The following is a 19,304-nucleotide window of genomic DNA, read 5'->3' as shown; positions in this document are numbered from 1 at the left end:
GGCATCACCGCGGGCCGCGGCCCACCGATGCGGCCATCGTCGGGATGGGCGCCGTGTTCCCGGGCGCCGCGGACCTCGCCGCGTACCGCCGCAACCTCCTGGCCGGTACGGACTGCATAGGCGACGTCCCGCCCGGGAGGTGGGACCCCGAGGTGTACTACGACCCGGGCGGCGCCACCGGACCGGTCTCCGGAGACCGGTTCTACTGCCGGCGCGGAGGCTTCGTGGACGGGCTCGCCGCCTTCGACCCGACGAGGTTCGGCATCATGCCGGCCACCGTGGAAGGGGCCGAACCGGACCAGATGCTGGCCCTGCACGCCACGGCCGAGGCCATCGCCGACGCGGGCGGCGAGAGCCGCCTGCCGGCCGACCGCTCGCGGATCGGGGTCGTGCTGGGGCGCGGCGGCTTCATGGGCGTGGCCACCGCCCGGCTCGACCAACGGGTCCGCACCGCACACCAGTTGGCTCAGACCCTGCGGGAGCTGGCGCCCGAGCTCGGCGAGCGGCGGATCGCCGCGGTGCGCTCCGCCTTCCAGGAGGCGCTGGGTCCCGAACGGCCCGACGCCTCGATCGGACTCGTACCGAGCTTCACGGCCGCCCGGACCGCCAACCGGCTCGACTTCCACGGACCGGCCTACACCCTGGACGCGGCCTGCGCCTCCTCCCTGCTGGCGGTCGACCAGGCCGTGGGGCTGCTGGCCGGCGGGCGCTGCGACGCGGTGATCGCCGGAGCCGTGCACCACTGCCACATCGCCACGCTGTGGAGCGTGTTCACGCAGCTGCGCGCCCTGAGCCCCAGCGAGCGGATCCGGCCCTTCGACCGGCGCGCCGACGGGACCCTGCTGTCCGAGGGCACCGGGGTGGTGCTGCTGAAGCGGCTGGCCGACGCGGAGCGGGACGGCGACCGCATCTACGCGGTGATCCGCGGGACCGGCGTGGCCGGGGACGGCAGGGCGGCGAGCCTGATGAGCCCGCTGGTCGCGGGCCAGGTCAGGGCGTTGGAACGGGCCTGGCGGGAGGCGGGTCTCGATCCACGGGCGCCGGGTGCCCTGGGGCTGCTGGAGGCGCACGGCACCGGGACACCGGTGGGCGACACAGCCGAACTGGACACGCTGGCCCAGGTGTTCGGAGAACGCGTCGGCGGTGGGAAGGGGGCCGACGCCGGGCTCGACGCCGGCCTGGACGCCGGCCTGGACGCCGGCCTCGACACCGGAAGCGCGATCGGCTTCGGCTCGGTGAAGTCCATGCTCGGCCACACGATGCAGGCCTCCGGCATGGCCGGGTTGATCAAGGCCGCACTCGCGGTGCACGAGGGGGTGCTGCCGCCGACCCTGCACCTGGAAGAGCCGCACCCCGGCCTGGCCCGGACCAGGATGCGGCCGGTGACGGCGGCCCGGCCGTGGGAACGCGGGCCGGCGCCGCGCCGCGCCGGGGTGAACGCCTTCGGCTTCGGCGGCATCAACGCGCACGTGGTGCTGGAGGAGGCACCCGGCGCAGCGCGCCGCACCGCGCCCTCGGGACGGGCGGCGCCTGCGCGACCGGCAGCGCCCGTACGCCGGTTCCTGCCCCTGGGCGGCCCGGCCGCGCCGGTGGGGGCGCCCGAGCGGGAGGAGGTGCTGCTGCTGGCGGCCTCCGACGCGGCGGAGCTGTCGGCCCGGCTGGCCTCCGGCTCCCCGGTGTCCGGCGGCGACGGCCCCTGCCGGCTCGCCGTCGTGGGTCTCACGCCCCAACGGCTCGCGCTCGCCGCGAAGGTGGTGGCGCGCGGCCGGGCGTGGCGGGGGCGCGGGGAGGTGTGGTTCACGCCCGAGCCGCTGGGCGGCCGGCTGGCGTTCCTGTTCCCGGGCCTGGAGCCCGAGTTCGCCCCGGCGCTGGACGACGTGGCGGACCGGCTGGGGCTGGAGCGGCCCAGGCTGACCCGGGGCGAGGAACTGACGGAGAGGGCCCTGGACGCCATCGCGACGGGCCGCTTCCTCGCCCGGGTACTGCCCGAACTCGGCATCCAGGCCGATGTCCTGGCGGGCCACAGCCTGGGGGAGTGGGCGGCCATGGTGTCCGCCGGGATGTACCGGCAGGACGCGGCCGACACCTTCCTGGACTCGCTGCGGCCCGGTTCGGTGAAGGTGCCGGACCTGGTCTACGCGGCGCTGGGATGCGGGACCCGGCGGGCGGAGGCCGCGCTGCACGGACTGGACGGGGTGGTGGTCAGCCACGACAACTGCCCCCACCAGTCGGTCGTCTGCGGGGCCCCCGCCGAAGTGGCCACCGCCCTCGAACGGTTGAAGGCCGAGGGGGTCCTCGGCCAGGAACTCCCCTTCCGGTCGGGCTTCCACACGCCCATGTGGGAGCCCTACCTCGGCCAGGTCCGCGCCGCCTTCGCCCGACTGCCGCTCCAGTCCGGGACCTTGCCCCTCTGGTCGGCGACCACCTGCGCGCCGTTCCCCCCGGATCCCGGAGCGGTGCGCGAGCTGGTGGTCCGCCATCTGCTGGAACCGGTCCGGTTCCGCGAGCTGACGCTGCGGCTGTACGAGGACGCGGGCGTCCGGGGCTTCGTCACACTGGGCCCGGGAAGCCTGCCGGGCTTCGTCGAGGACACCCTGCGCGACCGCCCCCACTTCTCGGTGGCGGCCTCCTCGCCCAGGCTCACCGGCCTCGCCGCCCTGCGGCGCGCCTGCGCGGCCCTGTGGACCGAGGGGCACGCCCCGCGCTGGGACCGCCTGGTCCCCGACGGGACGGGAGGCCCGGACCGGGCCGCCGCCGGGCCTGCCGGACCATCGGCAGCACCGTCGGAGGCACGACCGGCAGCACCGTCGGAGGCACGACCGGCAGCACCGTCGGAGGCGCGACCGGCAGCACCGGCCGCCGGGCGCGCCGTGCTCCTGGACCTCGGCTCGCCCCTGGTCCGCCTCGGCGAGGCCGCCCGCGCCACCCTGACCGGACTCCTGCCGCAGGCCCCCACCCCGGCGGCCACTCCCGCCACCTCGAACACTCCCGTCACCCCGACCCTCCCCACCCCACTACCCCCGCCCACCCCACCGACCGCGCCGGCCGCGGACCCCCGGCCGGTCCTGCTCTCCGCCCTGGACGCGGCCCCCGCCTCGGGACAGGCCGAGCCCCAGCCCCCGACCCACACCCTGCGCCTCTCCCTCGCCACGCTGCCCTACGTACGGGACCACTGCGTGTACCTGCAGCCCGACGGATGGACGGAGGACTCCGACCGCTTCCCCGTCGTCCCCATGACGACGATGCTGGAGCTGGCGGCCGAGGCCGCGCTGCGCGACGCACCACCGGGTCTGGCCGTCATCGGCTACGAGCGCGTACGGGCCCTGCGCTGGCTCCCCGTGGAGCCCGCCCTCGACCTGGAGGTCACCGTACGGCCCGCCGGCCCGGGCCGGGTGCGCGTCACGCTCGGGGAGTACGCCGACGTGTTCGTCCTGCTCGGAGAGCGCTACGAGGCCCTGCCCGGCCCCGACACCACCCCGCTGCGCGAGCCCGGGCCGGCCCCGGTCAGCGCCGAGGCCCTCTACCGGGACCGGTGGATGTTCCACGGCCCCCGCTTCGCCGGGGTGCACGAGGTGCGGGCCGTCGGCTCGGACGGCATCCGGGGCGTCCTGCGGGCCCTGCCCGATCCGGGGGCGCTGCTCGACGCCGCCGGGCAGCTCTTCGGGCACTGGATGCAGTTGCGGCTCCCCGTGGACCGGCTGGTGTTCCCGGCCACCGTGGACGGCATCCGCTTCTCGGGGCCGCCGCCCGCCCCGTACGAGCTCGTCGGGGCCACGGCCCGGATCCGCGAGGTGCGCGACGTCACCGTGCGCGGCGACATCGAGCTGCTCCGGGCCGACGGCCGGGTATGGGCCCGGATCGACGGCTGGACGTACCGCCGGTTCGGCGCCGACGAGCGGGTCTGGCCGATGAAGTTCACCCCGGAGGTCTGCGGCATCGGCGAACCCCGCCCCGAGGGCTGGTGCCTGGCCCGCCGCCGCTGGACCGACCCCGCCTCACAGGAACTGGTCATGCGCCGCTACCTCGGCGCCGCCGAGCGCGCGGCCTACGAGCGGCTGGGGCCGCGCGCCCGGGCGCCCTGGCTGCTGGGCCGGATCGCCGCCAAGGACGCGCTGCGCCACCTGCTCTGGGACGGCGGGGCCGGGCCGGTCTTCCCGGCCGAGGTCCCGATCGGCAACGACCCGGCCGGGCGGCCCCTCGCCGGGGGAGCCCTGGCCGGGGGAGTCCACCTGACGATCGCCCACAAGGACCGGATCGCGGTCGCCCTGGCCCACCCCGGGCTGCCGGTCGGCATCGACGTGGAACAGGTGACCACCGACCCGGACGCGCTCATCCGCATCGCTCTGGCGCCGGGCGAACTCGCCCTCGCCGAGCGGATGGCGGCCCAGGACGGCACCGGACTCCCGGCCGCGCTCACCGCCCTGTGGTGCGCCAAGGAGGCGGCCGCCAAGGCCGCCGGAACCGGACTCGGAGGCCGCCCGCGCGACTGGCGGACCACCGGCGACCCGGGCTCCGGCGAACTGCGGGTGCTCGCCCCGGACGGGCACCCGTACCCCGTCCGCACCACCCTGCTCGTGCTCGCGGACGCGCCACTCGCCCACCCCGACCACGCGGTCGCCTGGACCGACCGGCCCGCGACCCCGTCCACCGTCCCCTTCCACCTCACGGAGACCAGTCATGGCAGCTGACATCCTCGCCGAGATCACCGGCATGCTCGTGGAGATCGTCGGTGACGAACACCTCCTCGCGGACGAGGTCACGATGAAGACGACGTTCAACGAGGACCTCGCCCTGGAGAGCATCGAGTTCGTCGCCCTCGCCGAACTCCTCCATCACCGCTACGGCTCTCAAGTCGACCTGATGGGCTTCCTGTCCGAGAAGGACATGGACGGCATCCTCGCCATGTCCGTGGGCGAACTCGTCACGCACATCGGCCGGATCACTCACGCGTCCCTGGCGCGCGCCTCGGCGGGATCCGCCGCCGCCCCCGGATCGGACGGCTGATCCCGCCATGGCCTTCGTTCCCGCGGGCACCGTCCGCTTCCACGTCCAACAGCTCCCGGCCACCGCCCCGCACACGGCCGGCCCCGACGCCGCCGACCGCCCCGTGGTGGTGTTCCTGCACGGGCTGGTCGTCGACAACCTCTCCTCCTTCTACTGCCCCCTGGCCGTCCCGGTGGCCCGGGCCGGGCACGAGGTGGTCCTCTACGATCTGCGCGGCCACGGCCGTACCGAGCGCCCGGCCACCGGCTACGACAGCCGCACCGCCGTACGGGACCTCTTCGCCCTCCTCGGCGCGCTCGGCCTCGGTCACCGACCGGTGCACCTCGTGGGCAACAGCTACGGCGGCACCCTGGCACTGCACGCCGCCCTCGCCCGGCCCGACCTGGTCGCCGGGCTCACCCTGCTGGAACCCCCGCTCAGCGGGGCCTGGGTGGACAACATGGTGGACACCCTGTCGGCAGCCGCGCTCAGCCTGGAGGACAGCGCGGTACCCGCCGAGCTGCTCACCCTGAGGCTGCGCAAGGCGGCCAACCTCACGGCCATCGCCGACGACCTGCTCAACCGCACCACCCTCATCGACGACATCGCCGCGAGCCGCACCTTCACCCCGGGCGACTACGCCGCACTGCGCTGCCCCGTCCTGATCGTCTGCGGCGAGCACTCGGAACTGGTACCGGGAGCAATGGAGTTGGCCGGTCACGCTCCGCACGTCACCGCGGTCGAGATCCTGCCCGGCCTCGGGCACGACGTGCTGAAGGAGAACAGCGGAGCACTGCGAGCCGCCGTACTCGCCCACCTCGAAGCGACGGCCACGGCCGCGGCGGGGGTACTCACGGCGCCGTCGACACCGACACCAGCGCCGACACCGACGGTGCGACCGCGGGCAGGAGCGCTGGTCCGATGAGGGTGCTCTTCGCGGTGCCGCCGCTCGCGGGGCACGTCAATCCGACCGTGGCGGTCGGCATCGAACTGGCCTCCCGCGGGCACGAAGTCGCCTGGACCGGCCCGCCCGGAGCGCTGGCCCGGCTGCTGCCCGAGCACGCCCGGATCCTCTCCGCGGGCGCGGAGGCGGGCGGCGACTACGCGATGCTGCACGCCCGCTGGCGCGATCTGCGCGGGGTCGGGGCGCTGCGGTTCCTCTGGGAGGAGGCGCTGGTCCCTCTGGCCCGGGCGATGCTCCCCGGCGTGGTCCGGGCGGTCGGCGCCTTCCAGCCGGACGTGCTCGTCGCCGATCAGCAGGCCCTGGCCGGCCCGGTGGCCGCGCGGCGGCTCGGGGTGCCCTGGGTGACCTCCGCCAGCACCTCGGCCGAACTCACCCTCCCCTTCGCGGACTTCCCGAAGGTCGGCGAGTGGGTGGCCGGGCAGATCTCCGGACTGCTGGCGGAGTGCGGGGCCGATCCCGAGTCCGCCGGAGCACCGTGGGATCCGCGGTTCTCGGAGCGGCTGGTTCTGGTGTTCTCCAGCCGCGAACTGGTGGGAGGCGAGAGGAAATTCCCGCCGCACTACGCCTTCGTCGGCCCGGCCTTCGGGGCCCGGCCGGCCGCGCCCGGATTCCCCTGGGAACGACTGGATCCGGAACGGAAACGGGTCCTCGTCTCCCTGGGAACCCTCAACCAGGAGGCCGGGGGCCGGTTCTACGGAGCGGTGCTCGGCGCCGCCGAACGGCTCGAAAAGGAAGTCCAGTTCGTCCTGGCGGCCCCCGCCCAGCTGGTCGGGGCGGTCCCCGGGAACGTACTGCTGCGCGACAGCGTCCCGCAGCTGGAGCTGCTCCGCCACCTGGACGCGGTCGTCTGCCACGGCGGCCACAACACCGTCTGCGAGACCCTCGCGCACGGGCTGCCGCTGGTCGTCGCCCCGATCCGCGACGACCAGCCGATCGTCGCCCGGCAGGTGGTCGAGGCCGGGGCCGGGGTGCGGGTGCGGTTCGGCAGGACCAGGGCCGAGGAACTGCGCGACGCGCTGACGGCCGTACTGGACGAACCAGGCCACCGCCGGGGTGCCCGGCGGATCCAGGCCTCATTCGCCGCGGCCGGCGGGGCCGCCGCCGCGGCCGACCGGTTGGAGGAACTCGTATGACGCGCTCCCCGCTCCCTTCCCCCGCCCGGATCCCCCTTTCCGTGGCCCTCCTCCTGCCGGGCGTCCGGTGGACCTCAGCCCTCCTGCTCGCCGCCCTCGGCGCGGGCACGGTGCGCGCGGCCCGCCGACTGCGGGCGGTCCCGGTGCTGCCCATGTCCGCGTACGCGGACACCGGGGTACCGCGCGCCGCCGGGTGGCGGCTGCTCACCGCCGGCGGGGTCGAGGCCGACGCGGCCACCTTCCTGGCCGCCTGCGCGCACGCCGACCGGGAGGGGCTGCGGGTACTGGACCTGCTGCCCGGGGACCTGCCCGCCGAGCGGGTGCTCAGCCTGCTGCGCCTGGTCGACCCGGCCGGATACCGGCAGGACCGGCTCGGCGAGGGACGCGGGGCAGGGTTCGCCGTGCTCGTCGCCGAGGAGGTGCTCGCCCGCGCCGGGGTGGACCCGGCGGGCCCGGACGCCACTCCCGCGGAGCTGATGGCGGTGATCCGGCGCGTGAAGGAGTACGCCGCCGACGCCACGGGACTGGCCATCGCACCCGCCCTGAGCTGCGGACCGCGCGCCGACGCCCGCGGACCGGCGCGGGCGGCCGAACTGCGGGCCCAAGGGCTGCCGCCCGGGGCGCTCGCCGCCGCGCAGCTCGCCGGGCTCGCCCTGCTGGCCGGCGTCGCCGTGCGCCAGGGCCGGTGGGGGGCCGCCGCGGCGGGGCTGTACTGGATCCAGCCCTACCTCGCCCTCGGCCGCCCCGGCGCACCCCTGCGCCCCGGAGACCTGGCCCGGGCCACGGCCGCCCGGCCCGTACTCTCCCTCGTCGCGGCCCTGCGCACGGCCGCCGCGTCGACCCGTACGCCCCGACCCGAGGCCGCCGTACGGGCGAAGGGCCCGGCCGTCGCGCGGGACGCCGCCGGAGGGGAGACAGCCCCGGTCGAGACGGCCCGGCCGGAGGCCGTCCGCGCCGAGGCGGTCCAGGCGTACCGGGCCGATCTGGCAGCCGGGACCGACCGGTTCTTCGAACCGCGCCGGCCGGACTGCCCCTGGTGCGGTTCCGGGCAGCTGTCCGTCCGGGTCCGGGTGCCGGACCTGCTCCAGGGCAAGCCGGGCCGGTTCACCCTGGACCAGTGCGCGGCCTGCGGGCACGTCTTCCAGAACCCCCGACTCTCCCCGGAGGGGCTGGAGTTCTACTACCGGGACTTCTACGACGGCCGCGGCGGCGAGGGCGCGGCCACCGTCTTCGGCCGGCTCGGCGCCGCCTACCGCGGCCGGGCCGAAATGCTCCGCCCGCACACCGATCCCGTGTCCTGGCTCGATGTCGGCACCGGACACGGCCACTTCTGCAACGCGGCCCGCGCAGTCTGGCCCGACACCCGCTTCGACGGGCTGGACATGGGCGACGGTGTCCGCGAGGCCGAGCGGCGCGGCTGGGTGGAGACGGGATACCAGGGCCAGTTCCCGGAGTTCGCGGTCAAGCTGGCGGGCCAGTACGAGGTGGTCAGCATGTACCACTACCTGGAGCACACCCGGGACCCGCTCACGGAACTGGACACGGCCGCGGCCGTCCTCGCCCCCGGCGGCTACCTCACCATCGAACTCCCCGACCCCGAGTCCCGGATGGCACGGCTGCTCGGCCCGGCCTGGCTGCCCTGGTTCCAGCCGCAGCACCAGCACCTGATCCCCTCCTCGAACCTGCGCGAGGCCCTGGCAGACCGGGGCTTCACCGTCCTCGCCGAGGAACACGGCCCGGCCCACCAGGGCAACGACTTCTTCGGCGCGGTGGCCCTGACCGCGACCCGGCTGGCCCCCGACCCGGACCGTCCCTGGGGGCCCCCGGCCACCACGGGCCGGCGCGTCCTGACCGGCGCCGTACGCCTGGCCTCGCTGCCCTGCTTCGCCGCCGCGGCGGTGCTCGACGGGCTGCGCACCGTCGCTGCCCGCCGCACGGACGGCGGCAACGCCTACCGGATGCTGGCCCGCAAGGACGAGCAGTGACGGGCCCCGGCCCCGGCGCGCAGACCGGCCCGGTCCCGGCCGCCACCGGCCCCCTCGCCACCGACCCCGCCACCCCCCCGAGCCCCGAGGCACTCACCGGAGGCGACCTCGCCCGCCGGGCCACCGCCGACCCCCTCTTCCGCCTGGTCGCCTACGCTTTGGAGTCCGCGCACGGCCGCCCCCCGGCCGCCGTCTGGAGCGCCCCCTACACCTTCCACCTCGGCTCCCCGGGCCTCGTCGCGGCGGCCGGCTGGCCCGTGGCCGCCGCAGCGGCCCCGCGCACCGACGGCCTGGTACGGCTCAGCTCCCTGGCCCACCCGGCGGACAGCTGCGACCTCCCGCTGACCCTGTCCGGACCGCCGCCCGCCACCCCGGCCTGGGCCGCCCGCCCGTACGCCCTGCTGCGCGCACTGGGCCGGGCCGGGTACGGCCGGGGCGGCACCGACCTGCACGTGCAGGGCTCCCTCACCGCGGCCGCCGGGCTGGCCACGGAGGAGGCCGCCGACTGCGCGGTCGCGCTCGCGGTGGCCGACGTCCACACACCGCCCGGCGAGGACCCGGACCGGGTGCGGCTGGCCCGGCTGATGGCGGAGGCGCTGCCGGACGGCGACGACGCCCTGCGCCGGGGCGGCCTCTTCGCCCGGCCGGGCAGGGCCCTCCTGCTCGGCCAGGGCACGCCCCGGCCGGAGCCCCGGCGCCAACGACAGCGGTACGTGGTCTTCGACCCGGTCGCCTCGGGGGCCCGCCTGGTGCTGCTGGCCCTGCGGCCGGACCCCGACGGCACGCAGGACCGTACGGCCGACCTGGCCCGGGCCGTCGGGTGCGCCCGCCGGGCCGGGGCCCTGAGCGCTTGGCCGCCCGGGCAGCGGCCGGGGCGGAGCGTACTGGTCCTGCTGCCCGAAGCCCGGGTGGCGGCGGTGCGGGCCGCGGTCGCGGAGGACTTCCGCGACCGGGGGCTGCCCGTGCCCCGCTTCCTGAACATCACCGTGGCCGGCGCGGCCCGCCGCGAGGCGTGACACGGAGGCCCGACGCCGGGGGCCCGACACAGACACCCACACCGACCCCTCACGCCGAGCACCACACCACTCACCTCTCATCACTCATCACGAGGAGGAACCACTCATGCCGCTACCCCTCCCGACCACACCGACCGCGAGCGCGACCGCTCGCGCGAAGGCTCGCCCGAGACACCGGGTCCACCGGTCCGCCCTGATCGCCGGCGTCGGCGCCATCGGCGCCCTCGGCCTGCTGGGCGCCTTCACCATCGCCAACTCCCAGGCCGCCGAAAGCGGTTCAGCGACTCCCGCGGCCGCGGCCGCACTGCCCGCGTACGACCACGTGGTCGTCGTCGTGTACGAGAACAAGCAGTACGGCGAGATCATGGGCAGCGCCAACGCCCCGTACATCAACCAGCTCGCGAGCGGCGGCGCCAGCCTCACCGCCATGAAGGCGCTGACCCACCCCAGCCAGCCGAACTACTTCAACCTCTTCTCCGGCGCCACCCAGGGCATCACCGGGGACGGCTGCTACACCCCGCAGTCGATGACCGCCCCCAACCTCGGCCAGGAGCTGATCGCGGCCGGCAAGACCTTCGCGACGTACAACGAGGACCTCCCGAGCGAGGGCTCCACGGCCTGCACCAACGGCCAGTACGCCCAGAAGCACAACCCGTGGTTCGCCTTCAAGAACGTGCCGCTGAACACCGGCAAGACCTGGGCGCAGTTCCCGCAGAACAACTTCGCGGCACTGCCGAACCTCTCGTTCATCGTCCCCAACCAGTGCAACGACATGCACTCCTGCTCCGTCGGCACGGGCGACACCTGGACGAAGAACAACATCGACGCCTACGCGCAGTGGGCGAAGGCCAACAACAGCCTGCTGGTGCTGACCTGGGACGAGGACAACTTCCTGGGCTCCAACCAGATCGCCACCGTCTTCTACGGGGCGAACGTCAAGACGGGCACGTACGCCACCCCCTTCAACCACCACCATCTGCTGCGCACCTTCGAGGACCTGTTCGGCACGGCGCACGCCGGCAACGCCGCCAACGTCCAGCCGATCAGCGAGGTGTTCGCCTCCACGAACCCGACCCCGACCCCGACACCGACGCCCACCTCGACCTCGACCCCGACCCCGACTCCCACGCCGACGCCCACCCCGACCCCGACCTGGGCCGAGCTGAAGCTGGCCAACCCCGGCCCGCAGAGCTGCAAGTTCAACCAGAACTGCACCATCCAACTCACCACCACCGGCGGCAAACCCCCCGTCCGCTACACCGCCACCGGACTCCCCTGGGGCCTCACCCTCGACGCCGCCACCGGCCGCATCACCGGCAAACCCTGGGCCACCGGAACCATCCAGATCACCGCCACCGCCACCGACACCACCGGAGCCAAGGCCACCACCACCTTCCCCCTCACCCTCACCTGGTTCTGACTCACCCGGTCTTGAAACGCGAAGGAGGCACCCGTGTACCTGTCGACCAGCCGTGCGGCGGACATCGCCGCAGACCCTCCGGCTCCGAAGGGCCCCCTGCGGGCCGTCCCCGGCACGGTGCTCGCGCTCGGCATGGTCAGCCTGGTCACGGATGTCTCCGCGGAGATGGTCACCGCCGTCCTGCCGCTGTACCTGGTGGCCGGACTCGGGATGTCCCCGCTCGCCTTCGGCGCCCTGGACGGGCTGAACCAGGGCGCCACCGCGTTGCTGCGCCTCGTGGGCGGACGGGTCTCGGACCGCACGCAGCGCCGCAAGCTCGTCGCCGGCACCGGCTACGCGATCTCCGCTGCCTGTAAGGCCGCCCTGCTCGCCGTCACCACCCCCTGGTCGGTGGCGGCGGTCCTGGCCGCCGACCGGACCGGCAAGGGGCTGCGCACCGCCCCGCGCGATGCGCTGATCTCACTGTCCTGCCCGCCGGGGGAGCAGGGCCGCGCCTTCGGCGTGCACCGTGCGCTGGACACGGCCGGGGCCCTGCTGGGACCGCTGGCCGCGTTCGGCGTGCTGTGGGTGGCGGTGGACGGGTACGAGGCCGTCTTCACCGTGAGCTGCTGCCTCGCGCTGCTGGGCGTCCTGATCCTGGTCCTGTTCGTACGGGAGAGTCCCGCGCCCGCACCGGGGGCCGCCCCGCCCGCGGCCCGCACCCTCCTGCGGATCCCGGGCCTGCGGCGGCTCTGTCTGACCGCCGCCGCACTCGGCGTGTTCACCGTCGGGGACGCCTTCCTCTACCTGCTGCTCCAGCGGCGCCTGGACCTGCCGGCCGCCTGGTTCCCGCTGCTGGCGGTCGGCACCGCGGCCGTGTTCCTGTTGGCCGCCGTGCCCGTGGGCCGGCTCGCCGACCGGCTGGGCCGCCACCGGGTCTTCCTCGGCGGCCACCTGCTGCTGCTCGGCGCCTGCCTCCTGCTCCTGGCCCCGGTGCCGCCGGGGCCCGCGCTCGTGTGCGGGGTCCTCGGCCTGCTCGGTCTGTTCTACGCGGCCACCGACGGGGTACTGATGGCCGCCGCCGGGCCGCTGCTGCCCCCCGGGCTGCGCACCACCGGGCTGGCGGTGCTCCAGACGGCGCAGGCCCTGGCACGCTTCGCCGGCTCCCTGCTCTTCGGGGCCGCCTGGACCTTGTGGGGACCGGGCCCGGCGCTGGCCGCGGCGGCCGGCGGACTGCTGCTGGCCCTGATCGCGACGGCCCTGGCCACCTCCGCCTTCGCGGGCCGCGGCCACGCCTCGGGGGAGGAATCCCCCGAGGCGTGAGAGTGCCGGCTCAGGCCGGTGCTCCGCTAGGCTGCGCCTGCGCCTCCTCCTTCGCGGCCCGCTGCCGCAGGGAGTCCTCGTCGGTGTCCGCGTCGTAGGAGATCAGCTTCGGCAGCAGTGCGGCCAGCACCGCCACCGAGGCCACGCAGGCGAGCCCGCCGCTCCAGAAGGCCGAGCGGGTGCCGGTCCAGCCGGCCATCGCGCCCGCGCGGACCTGGCCGAGCTGCGGGCCGACCGTGTACGAGAGCACCTCGATGCCCGCCAGTCGGCCCCGGAGCTCCTCGGGGATGGTCTGGTTCCAGATGGTGGCGCGCCCCAGCCCGCTGAGCATGTCGCCCGCGCCGGCCACCGCGAGGCACAGCAGCACGAGCCAGATGTTCCCGGACCAGCCCGCGGCCGCGATGGCCAGTCCCCACACCCCCGCCCCGCACACCACCAGCAGCCCGTGCCGGCGTACCCGGGAGGCCCAGCCGCTGGTCAGCCCCAGCGCCAGCGAGCCCACCGCGCCCGCCGCGTACATCAGACCGAGCGCCCACACGGCGTCGAGCTCGTCTGCGAGGAAGGGGAAGATGGCGTTCGGGAAGGCGAAGAGCATCGCCGCCATGTCCACGGCGTACGTGCCGAGCAGCACGGGCCGGCTCCACGCGTACCGGGCCCCCTCGGCGATCCCCCGCAGCGAGGGCCGCTCGGCGTCCCGCGCGGGCGGAGCCGGACGCAGCCGCAGGCACAGCAGCACCGATACGAAGAATCCCGCGACGGTGATCGCGTACGCGGAAACGTGCCCGGCGTACGCGACGACCAGACCGGCCGCCGCGGGACCCGCGATGGCGCCGAACTGGTAGCGCAGCCCGTTCAGCGCGGCGGCGGCGGTGAGCTGGTCGTGCGGCACGATCCGCGCCATCAGCGAGTCCATGGCCGGCCGCTGCAGGCCGGTCAGCGCAGATACGCACGCCGCGACCACGTACAGCGGCCACAGCATGGGACTCGGCAGGGCGGCGTTCACCAGGAGGACCAGGGCGAGCACCCCGAGCCCGGCCTCGGTCAGCAGGATCATCCGCCGCCGGTCCACGGCATCGGCGAGGGCGCCCCCGTAGAGACCGAAGACCACCAGCGGGAGCAGCTCCACCGCGCCCATCGCACCGACCGCGAGCGGCGAGTCCGTCATGTGCTTGATCTGCAGCGGCAGCGCGATCATCGCCATGAACGAGCCGAAGTAGGTGACCGTGCCCTGGTAGAACAGCAGCCGGAAATCGGGGCTGGACCGCAGCGGGCTGAGGTCGGGCAGTACGGAGGCGAAACGGGATCTGCTCACGACGGGCCATCGTCCGCGCCCGCGCCGCCCCGGGCAACCGGTTTTCGGGCGTGGACTGGGCCGGTCCGGACGATTCGCGGCGGCCCTCCGATCCTGCACAATCGGCGGATGAGCGATGAAGACCCCTACCTCTGGCTGGAAGACGTCACCGGCGAGTCCGCCCTGTCCTGGGTGCGCGAACGCAACGAAGAAACGGTGTCCGCGCTGGCCTCGGCCCCCGGGTTCAAGGTGCTGGAGTCGGAGGTCCGCGAGGCCCTCGACGACGACGGCAGGATCCCGTACACGACCCGGCGGGGACGCCACCTCTACAACTTCCGGCAGGACGCCGACCACGTACGCGGTCTGTGGCGGCGCACCACCCTGGAGGAGTACCGCAAGGAGCGGCCCGACTGGGAGCCGGTCCTGGACCTCGACGCGCTCGCCGAGGCCGAGGGGGAGAAGTGGGCCTGGGCGGGCAGCGCCGTCCTGGGTCCCGATCACCGCCACGCCCTGGTCATGCTGTCGCGCGACGGCGCGGACGCATGTGTGGTGCGCGAGTTCGACCTGGAGGAGCTGGAGTTCGTCGAGGGCGGGTTCGAAGTCACCGAGGCCAGGACCCAGATCGGCTGGATCGACCGGGACCGGGTCTGGATCGGCACGGACTTCGGCCCCGGTTCGATGTCCGTGTCCGGCTACCCCCTCCAGGTGCGCCGGTGGCGGCGCGGCACGCCCCTCGCGGAGGCGGAAACGGTCTACGAGGGCCGGCCGACGGACATGACCGCCACCGGATGGCACGATGACACGCCCGGCTTCGAACGGGACTTCGTCCACCGGCAGATCGACTTCTGGAACGGGGAAATGCTCCTCCTCCCCGGGGACGGAACCCCGGAGACGGCCGGCCCCGAGAAGATCGAGGTCCCGGACGACGCCGGTGCCTCCGTCCACCGCGAATGGCTGCTCGTCGCGCCGAAGTCCCCGTGGCTCGGCCACGTCGCGGGCAGCCTGCTCGCCTTCGACTTCGAGGCCTTCCGGGCGGGGGAGCGGGAAGCCGCCGTGCTCTTCACCCCGGACGAGCACACCGCCCTCGCGGGCTGGAGCTGGACCCGCCACCACCTGATCCTCACCACCAGCGCCGACGTCTCCTCCCGACTGGAGATCCTGACCCCCGGGCCGGGCCCCGACGGCTGGAGCCGCACCCCCCTGTCCGGCGTACCGCCGCTGTCCACGGCCTCCGTGGTCGGCACCGACCCGGACGTGAGCGACGAGTTCTTCCTGAACGTCTCGGGCCACCTCCAGCCGTCCACCCTCTACCGGGGCACCGCCCCGGCCGGCGCCGACGAGACCGTCAAGCAGGGCCCGGCCCTCTTCGACACCGCCGGCCTCACGGTCCGCCAGCACTTCGCCCGCTCCGCCGACGGCACGAGGGTCCCGTACTTCGTCGTCGGCCCCGAGGACCGCACCGGCCCCGGCCCCACCCTGCTCTACGGCTACGGCGGCTTCGAGGTCTCCATGGTCCCGGGCTACAGCGCCGTCACCGGCCGCGCCTGGCTCGCGCGTGGCGGCACCTACGTGGTGGCGGGCATCCGGGGCGGGCACGAGTACGGGCCCCAGTGGCACAAGGCCGCGCTCGGCGCCAACCGGGTCCGGGCCTACGAGGACTTCGCGGCCGTGGCCCGGGACCTCATCGCCCGGGACGTCACCACCCCCGCCCAGCTCGGCATCGAAGGAGGCAGCAACGGCGGGCTGCTCATGGGCGCGATGCTCACCCGCGACCCCGAACTGTTCGGCGCGGTCGTGGCCCACGTGCCGCTGCTGGACATGCTCCGCTTCCACAAACTGCTCGCCGGAGCGAGCTGGATCGCCGAGTACGGGGACCCCGACAGCCCGGCCGACCGGCCCCACCTGGAGCGGATCTCCCCGTACCACCAGGTCCGGACGGAGGGGCCCCCGTACCCGCCGCTGCTCCTGCTGACCTCGACCCGCGACGACCGCGTCCACCCCGGGCACGCCCGCAAGATGGCCGCCCGGCTGCGGGAATCGGGACACCCGGTCCTCTTCCACGAGCACCTCGGCGGCGGCCACGCGGGCGCCACCGATCACGGGCAGACCGCCTTCAACGAGGCGCTGGTCCACACCTTCCTGTGGGAGCGGCTGACCCCGCAGCGGTGACCCCACCGAGGTGACCGAGCGGGGCTCCGGCGCGGTGCGCGCGGGCCGGGATCAGATCTGTCAGCTGATCTCGGCCGCGACGCGTTCGCCGGAGGCGACGGCCGCGTTGAGCGTGGAGTTCTCCACGTCGGTGTGCTCGCCCGCGAAGTGGATCCGGCCCTCCTGGAGCCCCTCGCACCCGGCGATCGAGGTGTACTGGCCGACCTTGTAGAAGTGGTACGCGCCCCGCTGCCAGGGGGCGCGCGACCAGTGGTCCTCGTACGCCCTGCCGGCACGCCTCCGGCAGCCCTCTTCCCGGAATCCTGCGGAGACGGCAAGGAGTCGGGCTGAGGGGGAGTAGAGCGGTGGCGCAACATCGTTGTCAACGGTGTTGCGCAATTTTTGGCAGTCGTATGTGCACATACGTCTGCGCACATACGACTGTGTGCAGACGAATGCCCGCGGACGGGTGTCCGCGGGCGGGGGTGGCACCGGGGGCGGGCGGCAGGGGTGGGTGGGGGCGGCAGCCTCCGGATCAGGCTCCGCGCAGTGCCCGGACCCGGTTCTCGATCGCGGTGATCAGCGCCTCGACCCTGGCCTCGAAGATCTGCTCGTCCGTGACCTCCGCCAGCTGGGCGCCGAGCCGGGTGATGTTGGGGAAGCCCGCGGGGTCCACGAGGCGGTACTCGCGGTTCCAGGAGGACTCGTCGGCAGCGCGCACGTCCGGGTCGAACAGCAGGTAGGCGGCGCGCTGGCCCACGTAGGCGAGGAGGGAGTCGCCGACCATCCGGTAGTGGACGGCCGCCTCCGCCCCTTCGAGGCCGGCCTCCGTCACCGCGCCGAGGATCAGCTCCACGACACGGAACTCGTTGGGCCTGCGCGTGGTCCGGCTGGCCATGGTCGAGCCGACCACCGGGTACCTGAGGGCGACTTCGAGGGATCCGTCGGCGAGTGCCCGCAGCCGGTCCTTCCAGTCGAGCCCCTCGGGGATGCGGTCGAGCACCTCGCCGAGCGTGCGGTCGGCGACCGACAGCAGCAGCTCGTCCTTGTCGCGGAAGTGCCGGTAGATCGCGGTCGGGTCGGCGCCGAGTTCCTCGCCGAGCCTTCGGACGGTGAAGGCGTCCTCGCTGCCGCGAGCCGCGATGCGCAGGCTCGCTTCGATGATCGCGTCGGGTGTGAGCTGGCTGCCCGCGCGCTTGGACCGGGCGGGTGTGTCGGATGACTTCGGCATGGTGGGGCCAGTGTAACGATGTGGAACAGAGCGAGCGCAACACCGTTGACAACATTGTTGCGCTCCCGTTCACTCCTCCTCAACGAACCAGCCGTGCGGGGCTCACCCGCCGAGCCGAAGGATGCGTCGATGGGCAAGACCAGGCAGCGTGCCGACATCGTCTTCGTAGGGGGGCGGGTCTTCACCGGGACCTCCCCGACCCCGATCGACGCCGCCGTCGCCGTCGGAGGCGGCCGGATCATCGCCGTGGCCGACGCGGCCGCCGTACGGCTCCTCGCGGACGCCGACACCGAGATCGTCGACCTCGCCGGAGGACTGCTCGTCCCCGGATTCCAGGACGCCCACGTGCACCCCGCGGTGGCCGGCGTGCAGATGCTCGGCTGCGACCTCAGCGAGGAGCGCACCATCGAGGGCTACCTCGCGGTGGTCGCGGAATTCGCCCGGACCCACCCCGACGCCGCCTGGATCCGCGGCGGCGGCTGGTCGATGGACATCTTCCCCGGGGGCACCCCGACCCGCGCCATGCTCGACGCGGTGGTCCCGGACCGGCCCGTCCTCCTCACCAACCGGGACGGCCACGGCGCCTGGGTCAACACCCGGGCGCTCGAGATCGCCGGCGTCGACCGCACCACCCCCGACCCGGCCGACGGCCGGATCGAGCGGGAGGAGGACGGAAGCCCGGCCGGCACCCTCCAGGAGGGCGCCGTGGAGCTGGTCGCGCACCACGTGCCCCTCGCGACGCCCGACGAGGCGCACGCGGGACTGCTCGCCGCACAGGAGCACCTCTTCTCCCTCGGCGTCACCAGCTGGCAGGACGCCATGATCGGCTCCTTCCCCGGCAACCCCGACAACTACGGCGTCTACCTGCGCGCCGCCCGTGAGGGTTCCCTGCGCGCCCGCGTCGTCGGCGCCCTGTGGTGGGACCGCGAACGCGGCCTGGAGCAGATACCCGACCTGGAGGAGCGCCGCGCCCAGGGACAGGTCGGCCGGTTCAACGCCACCAGCGTCAAGATCATGCAGGACGGCATCGCCGAGAACTTCACGGCCGGCATGCTGGAGCCCTACCTCGACGGCTGCGGCTGCGCCACCGGCAACTCCGGCCTCAGCTTCATCGAGCCCGAGGTGCTCACCGAGGCCGTGGCCCGCCTCGACCGCTCCGGATTCCAGATCCACTTCCACGCCCTGGGCGACCGGGCCGTGCGCGAGGTGCTCGACGCCCTCGCCGGGGCCCGCGAGGCCAACGGGACCAACGACAACCGCCACCACCTCGCCCACCTCCAGCTCGTCCACCCCGAGGACATCGAGCGCTTCGCGAGCCTGGACGCGGCCGCCAACATCCAGGCCCTGTGGGCCGCCCACGAACCGCAGATGGACGAGCTCACGATCCCCTTCCTGGGACCGGAACGGGCCCGCCTCCAGTACCCGTTCGGCGACCTCCAGCGCGCCGGAGCCCGCCTGGTCGCCGGCAGCGACTGGTCGGTCAGCAGCCCCAACCCGCTCTGGGGCATCCACGTCGCGGTCAACCGCTCCGTACCCGACGAGGCCCCCAATGCGACCGGGACCTTCGAACCGGCGCCGCCGTTCTTCCCGGAACAGGCGCTCACCCTCTCCCAGGCGCTCACCGCCTACACCGCCGGCAGCGCGTGGGTGAACCACCTCGACGAGGTGACCGGCACGGTCGAGGAGGGCAAGTACGCCGACCTCGTGGTCCTCGACCGGGACCCCTTCGCGCACCCCCCGATGGAGATCGCCGACACCCGCGTGCTGCGCACGTACATCGACGGCGAACTGGTCTTCGCCGCGACCGACTGAGCCGTTCCCACCGGAATCC

Annotated in this window: 13 protein-coding genes; 10 read left to right on the top strand and 3 right to left on the bottom strand. The window is 74.4% G+C overall.

Annotated elements, in window-relative coordinates; translation table 11 throughout:
* The first annotated feature begins 44 nt into the window (after positions 1–44).
* The 8 genes from ACFWBW_RS25045 to ACFWBW_RS25010 all read left to right on the top strand — a co-directional run bounded on the left by ACFWBW_RS25045 (position 45) and on the right by ACFWBW_RS25010 (position 12,803).
* The gene (locus ACFWBW_RS25045; protein WP_385376291.1) at positions 45–4,688 is read left to right on the top strand and encodes a beta-ketoacyl synthase N-terminal-like domain-containing protein; all 4,644 of its coding nucleotides are present in this window, start codon (positions 45–47) and stop codon (positions 4,686–4,688) included.
* A complete protein-coding gene (locus ACFWBW_RS25040) occupies positions 4,678–5,004 on the top strand; it encodes an acyl carrier protein (RefSeq protein ID WP_385376288.1) in 327 nt (108 codons plus the stop codon). Before ACFWBW_RS25045 ends, ACFWBW_RS25040 begins: the two co-directional genes overlap by 11 nt.
* 7 nt (positions 5,005–5,011) lie before the next feature.
* Positions 5,012–5,908 (top strand): alpha/beta fold hydrolase, encoded by an 897-nt coding sequence (locus ACFWBW_RS25035; protein WP_385376285.1) that lies wholly within the window; start codon positions 5,012–5,014, stop codon positions 5,906–5,908.
* Positions 5,905–7,080 carry a glycosyltransferase gene (locus ACFWBW_RS25030; protein ID WP_385376283.1) on the top strand — a complete coding sequence of 392 codons (1,176 nt, stop codon included), beginning with the start codon at positions 5,905–5,907 and terminating at the stop codon, positions 7,078–7,080. Before ACFWBW_RS25035 ends, ACFWBW_RS25030 begins: the two co-directional genes overlap by 4 nt.
* Positions 7,077–9,065, top strand: coding sequence for a methyltransferase domain-containing protein (locus tag ACFWBW_RS25025; protein ID WP_385376281.1), 1,989 nt, complete (start codon positions 7,077–7,079; stop codon positions 9,063–9,065). The genes ACFWBW_RS25030 and ACFWBW_RS25025 overlap by 4 nt, the downstream gene beginning before the upstream one ends.
* Positions 9,062–10,081: a galactokinase gene (locus ACFWBW_RS25020; protein WP_385376278.1), complete on the top strand. Its 1,020-nt coding sequence runs from the start codon at positions 9,062–9,064 to the stop codon at positions 10,079–10,081. Before ACFWBW_RS25025 ends, ACFWBW_RS25020 begins: the two co-directional genes overlap by 4 nt.
* A 106-nt stretch (positions 10,082–10,187) precedes the next feature.
* Positions 10,188–11,501 (top strand): alkaline phosphatase family protein, encoded by a 1,314-nt coding sequence (locus ACFWBW_RS25015; RefSeq protein ID WP_385376275.1) that lies wholly within the window; start codon positions 10,188–10,190, stop codon positions 11,499–11,501.
* A gap of 33 nt (positions 11,502–11,534) precedes the next feature.
* Positions 11,535–12,803: an MFS transporter gene (locus tag ACFWBW_RS25010; protein WP_385376272.1), complete on the top strand. Its 1,269-nt coding sequence runs from the start codon at positions 11,535–11,537 to the stop codon at positions 12,801–12,803.
* Between the two features lie 10 nt (positions 12,804–12,813).
* Here the strand turns inward: ACFWBW_RS25010 and ACFWBW_RS25005 are convergent, their stop codons facing one another.
* The gene (locus ACFWBW_RS25005) at positions 12,814–14,115 is read right to left on the bottom strand and encodes an MFS transporter (protein WP_385376269.1); all 1,302 of its coding nucleotides are present in this window, start codon (positions 14,113–14,115) and stop codon (positions 12,814–12,816) included.
* A gap of 108 nt (positions 14,116–14,223) precedes the next feature.
* Here ACFWBW_RS25005 and ACFWBW_RS25000 point away from each other — a divergent pair, with 108 nt between their 5' ends.
* Positions 14,224–16,263 (top strand): prolyl oligopeptidase family protein, encoded by a 2,040-nt coding sequence (locus tag ACFWBW_RS25000; RefSeq protein ID WP_385376266.1) that lies wholly within the window; start codon positions 14,224–14,226, stop codon positions 16,261–16,263.
* A gap of 60 nt (positions 16,264–16,323) precedes the next feature.
* Here the strand turns inward: ACFWBW_RS25000 and ACFWBW_RS24995 are convergent, their stop codons facing one another.
* Together ACFWBW_RS24995 and ACFWBW_RS24990 are read right to left on the bottom strand one after the other, a co-directional pair.
* Entirely contained in the window at positions 16,324–16,641 is a 318-nt protein-coding gene (locus tag ACFWBW_RS24995; protein WP_385376263.1) for an FAD-dependent oxidoreductase, read from the bottom strand.
* 136 nt (positions 16,642–16,777) lie between these two features.
* Complete coding sequence (locus ACFWBW_RS24990) at positions 16,778–17,473, bottom strand: TetR/AcrR family transcriptional regulator (RefSeq protein ID WP_385376260.1); 696 nt, start codon at positions 17,471–17,473, stop codon at positions 16,778–16,780.
* Positions 17,474–17,602: 129 nt separating this feature from the next.
* Here ACFWBW_RS24990 and ACFWBW_RS24985 point away from each other — a divergent pair, with 129 nt between their 5' ends.
* Positions 17,603–19,285: an amidohydrolase gene (locus ACFWBW_RS24985; protein WP_385376257.1), complete on the top strand. Its 1,683-nt coding sequence runs from the start codon at positions 17,603–17,605 to the stop codon at positions 19,283–19,285.
* Positions 19,286–19,304 lie beyond the last annotated feature (19 nt).

It is taken from the genome of Streptomyces sp. NPDC059957 (assembly GCF_042730015.1).
Taxonomy (GTDB): domain Bacteria; phylum Actinomycetota; class Actinomycetes; order Streptomycetales; family Streptomycetaceae; genus Streptomyces.
Note: the sequence above shows the minus strand (reverse complement) of the source record. Positions and strands in the feature narration are given on the sequence as shown.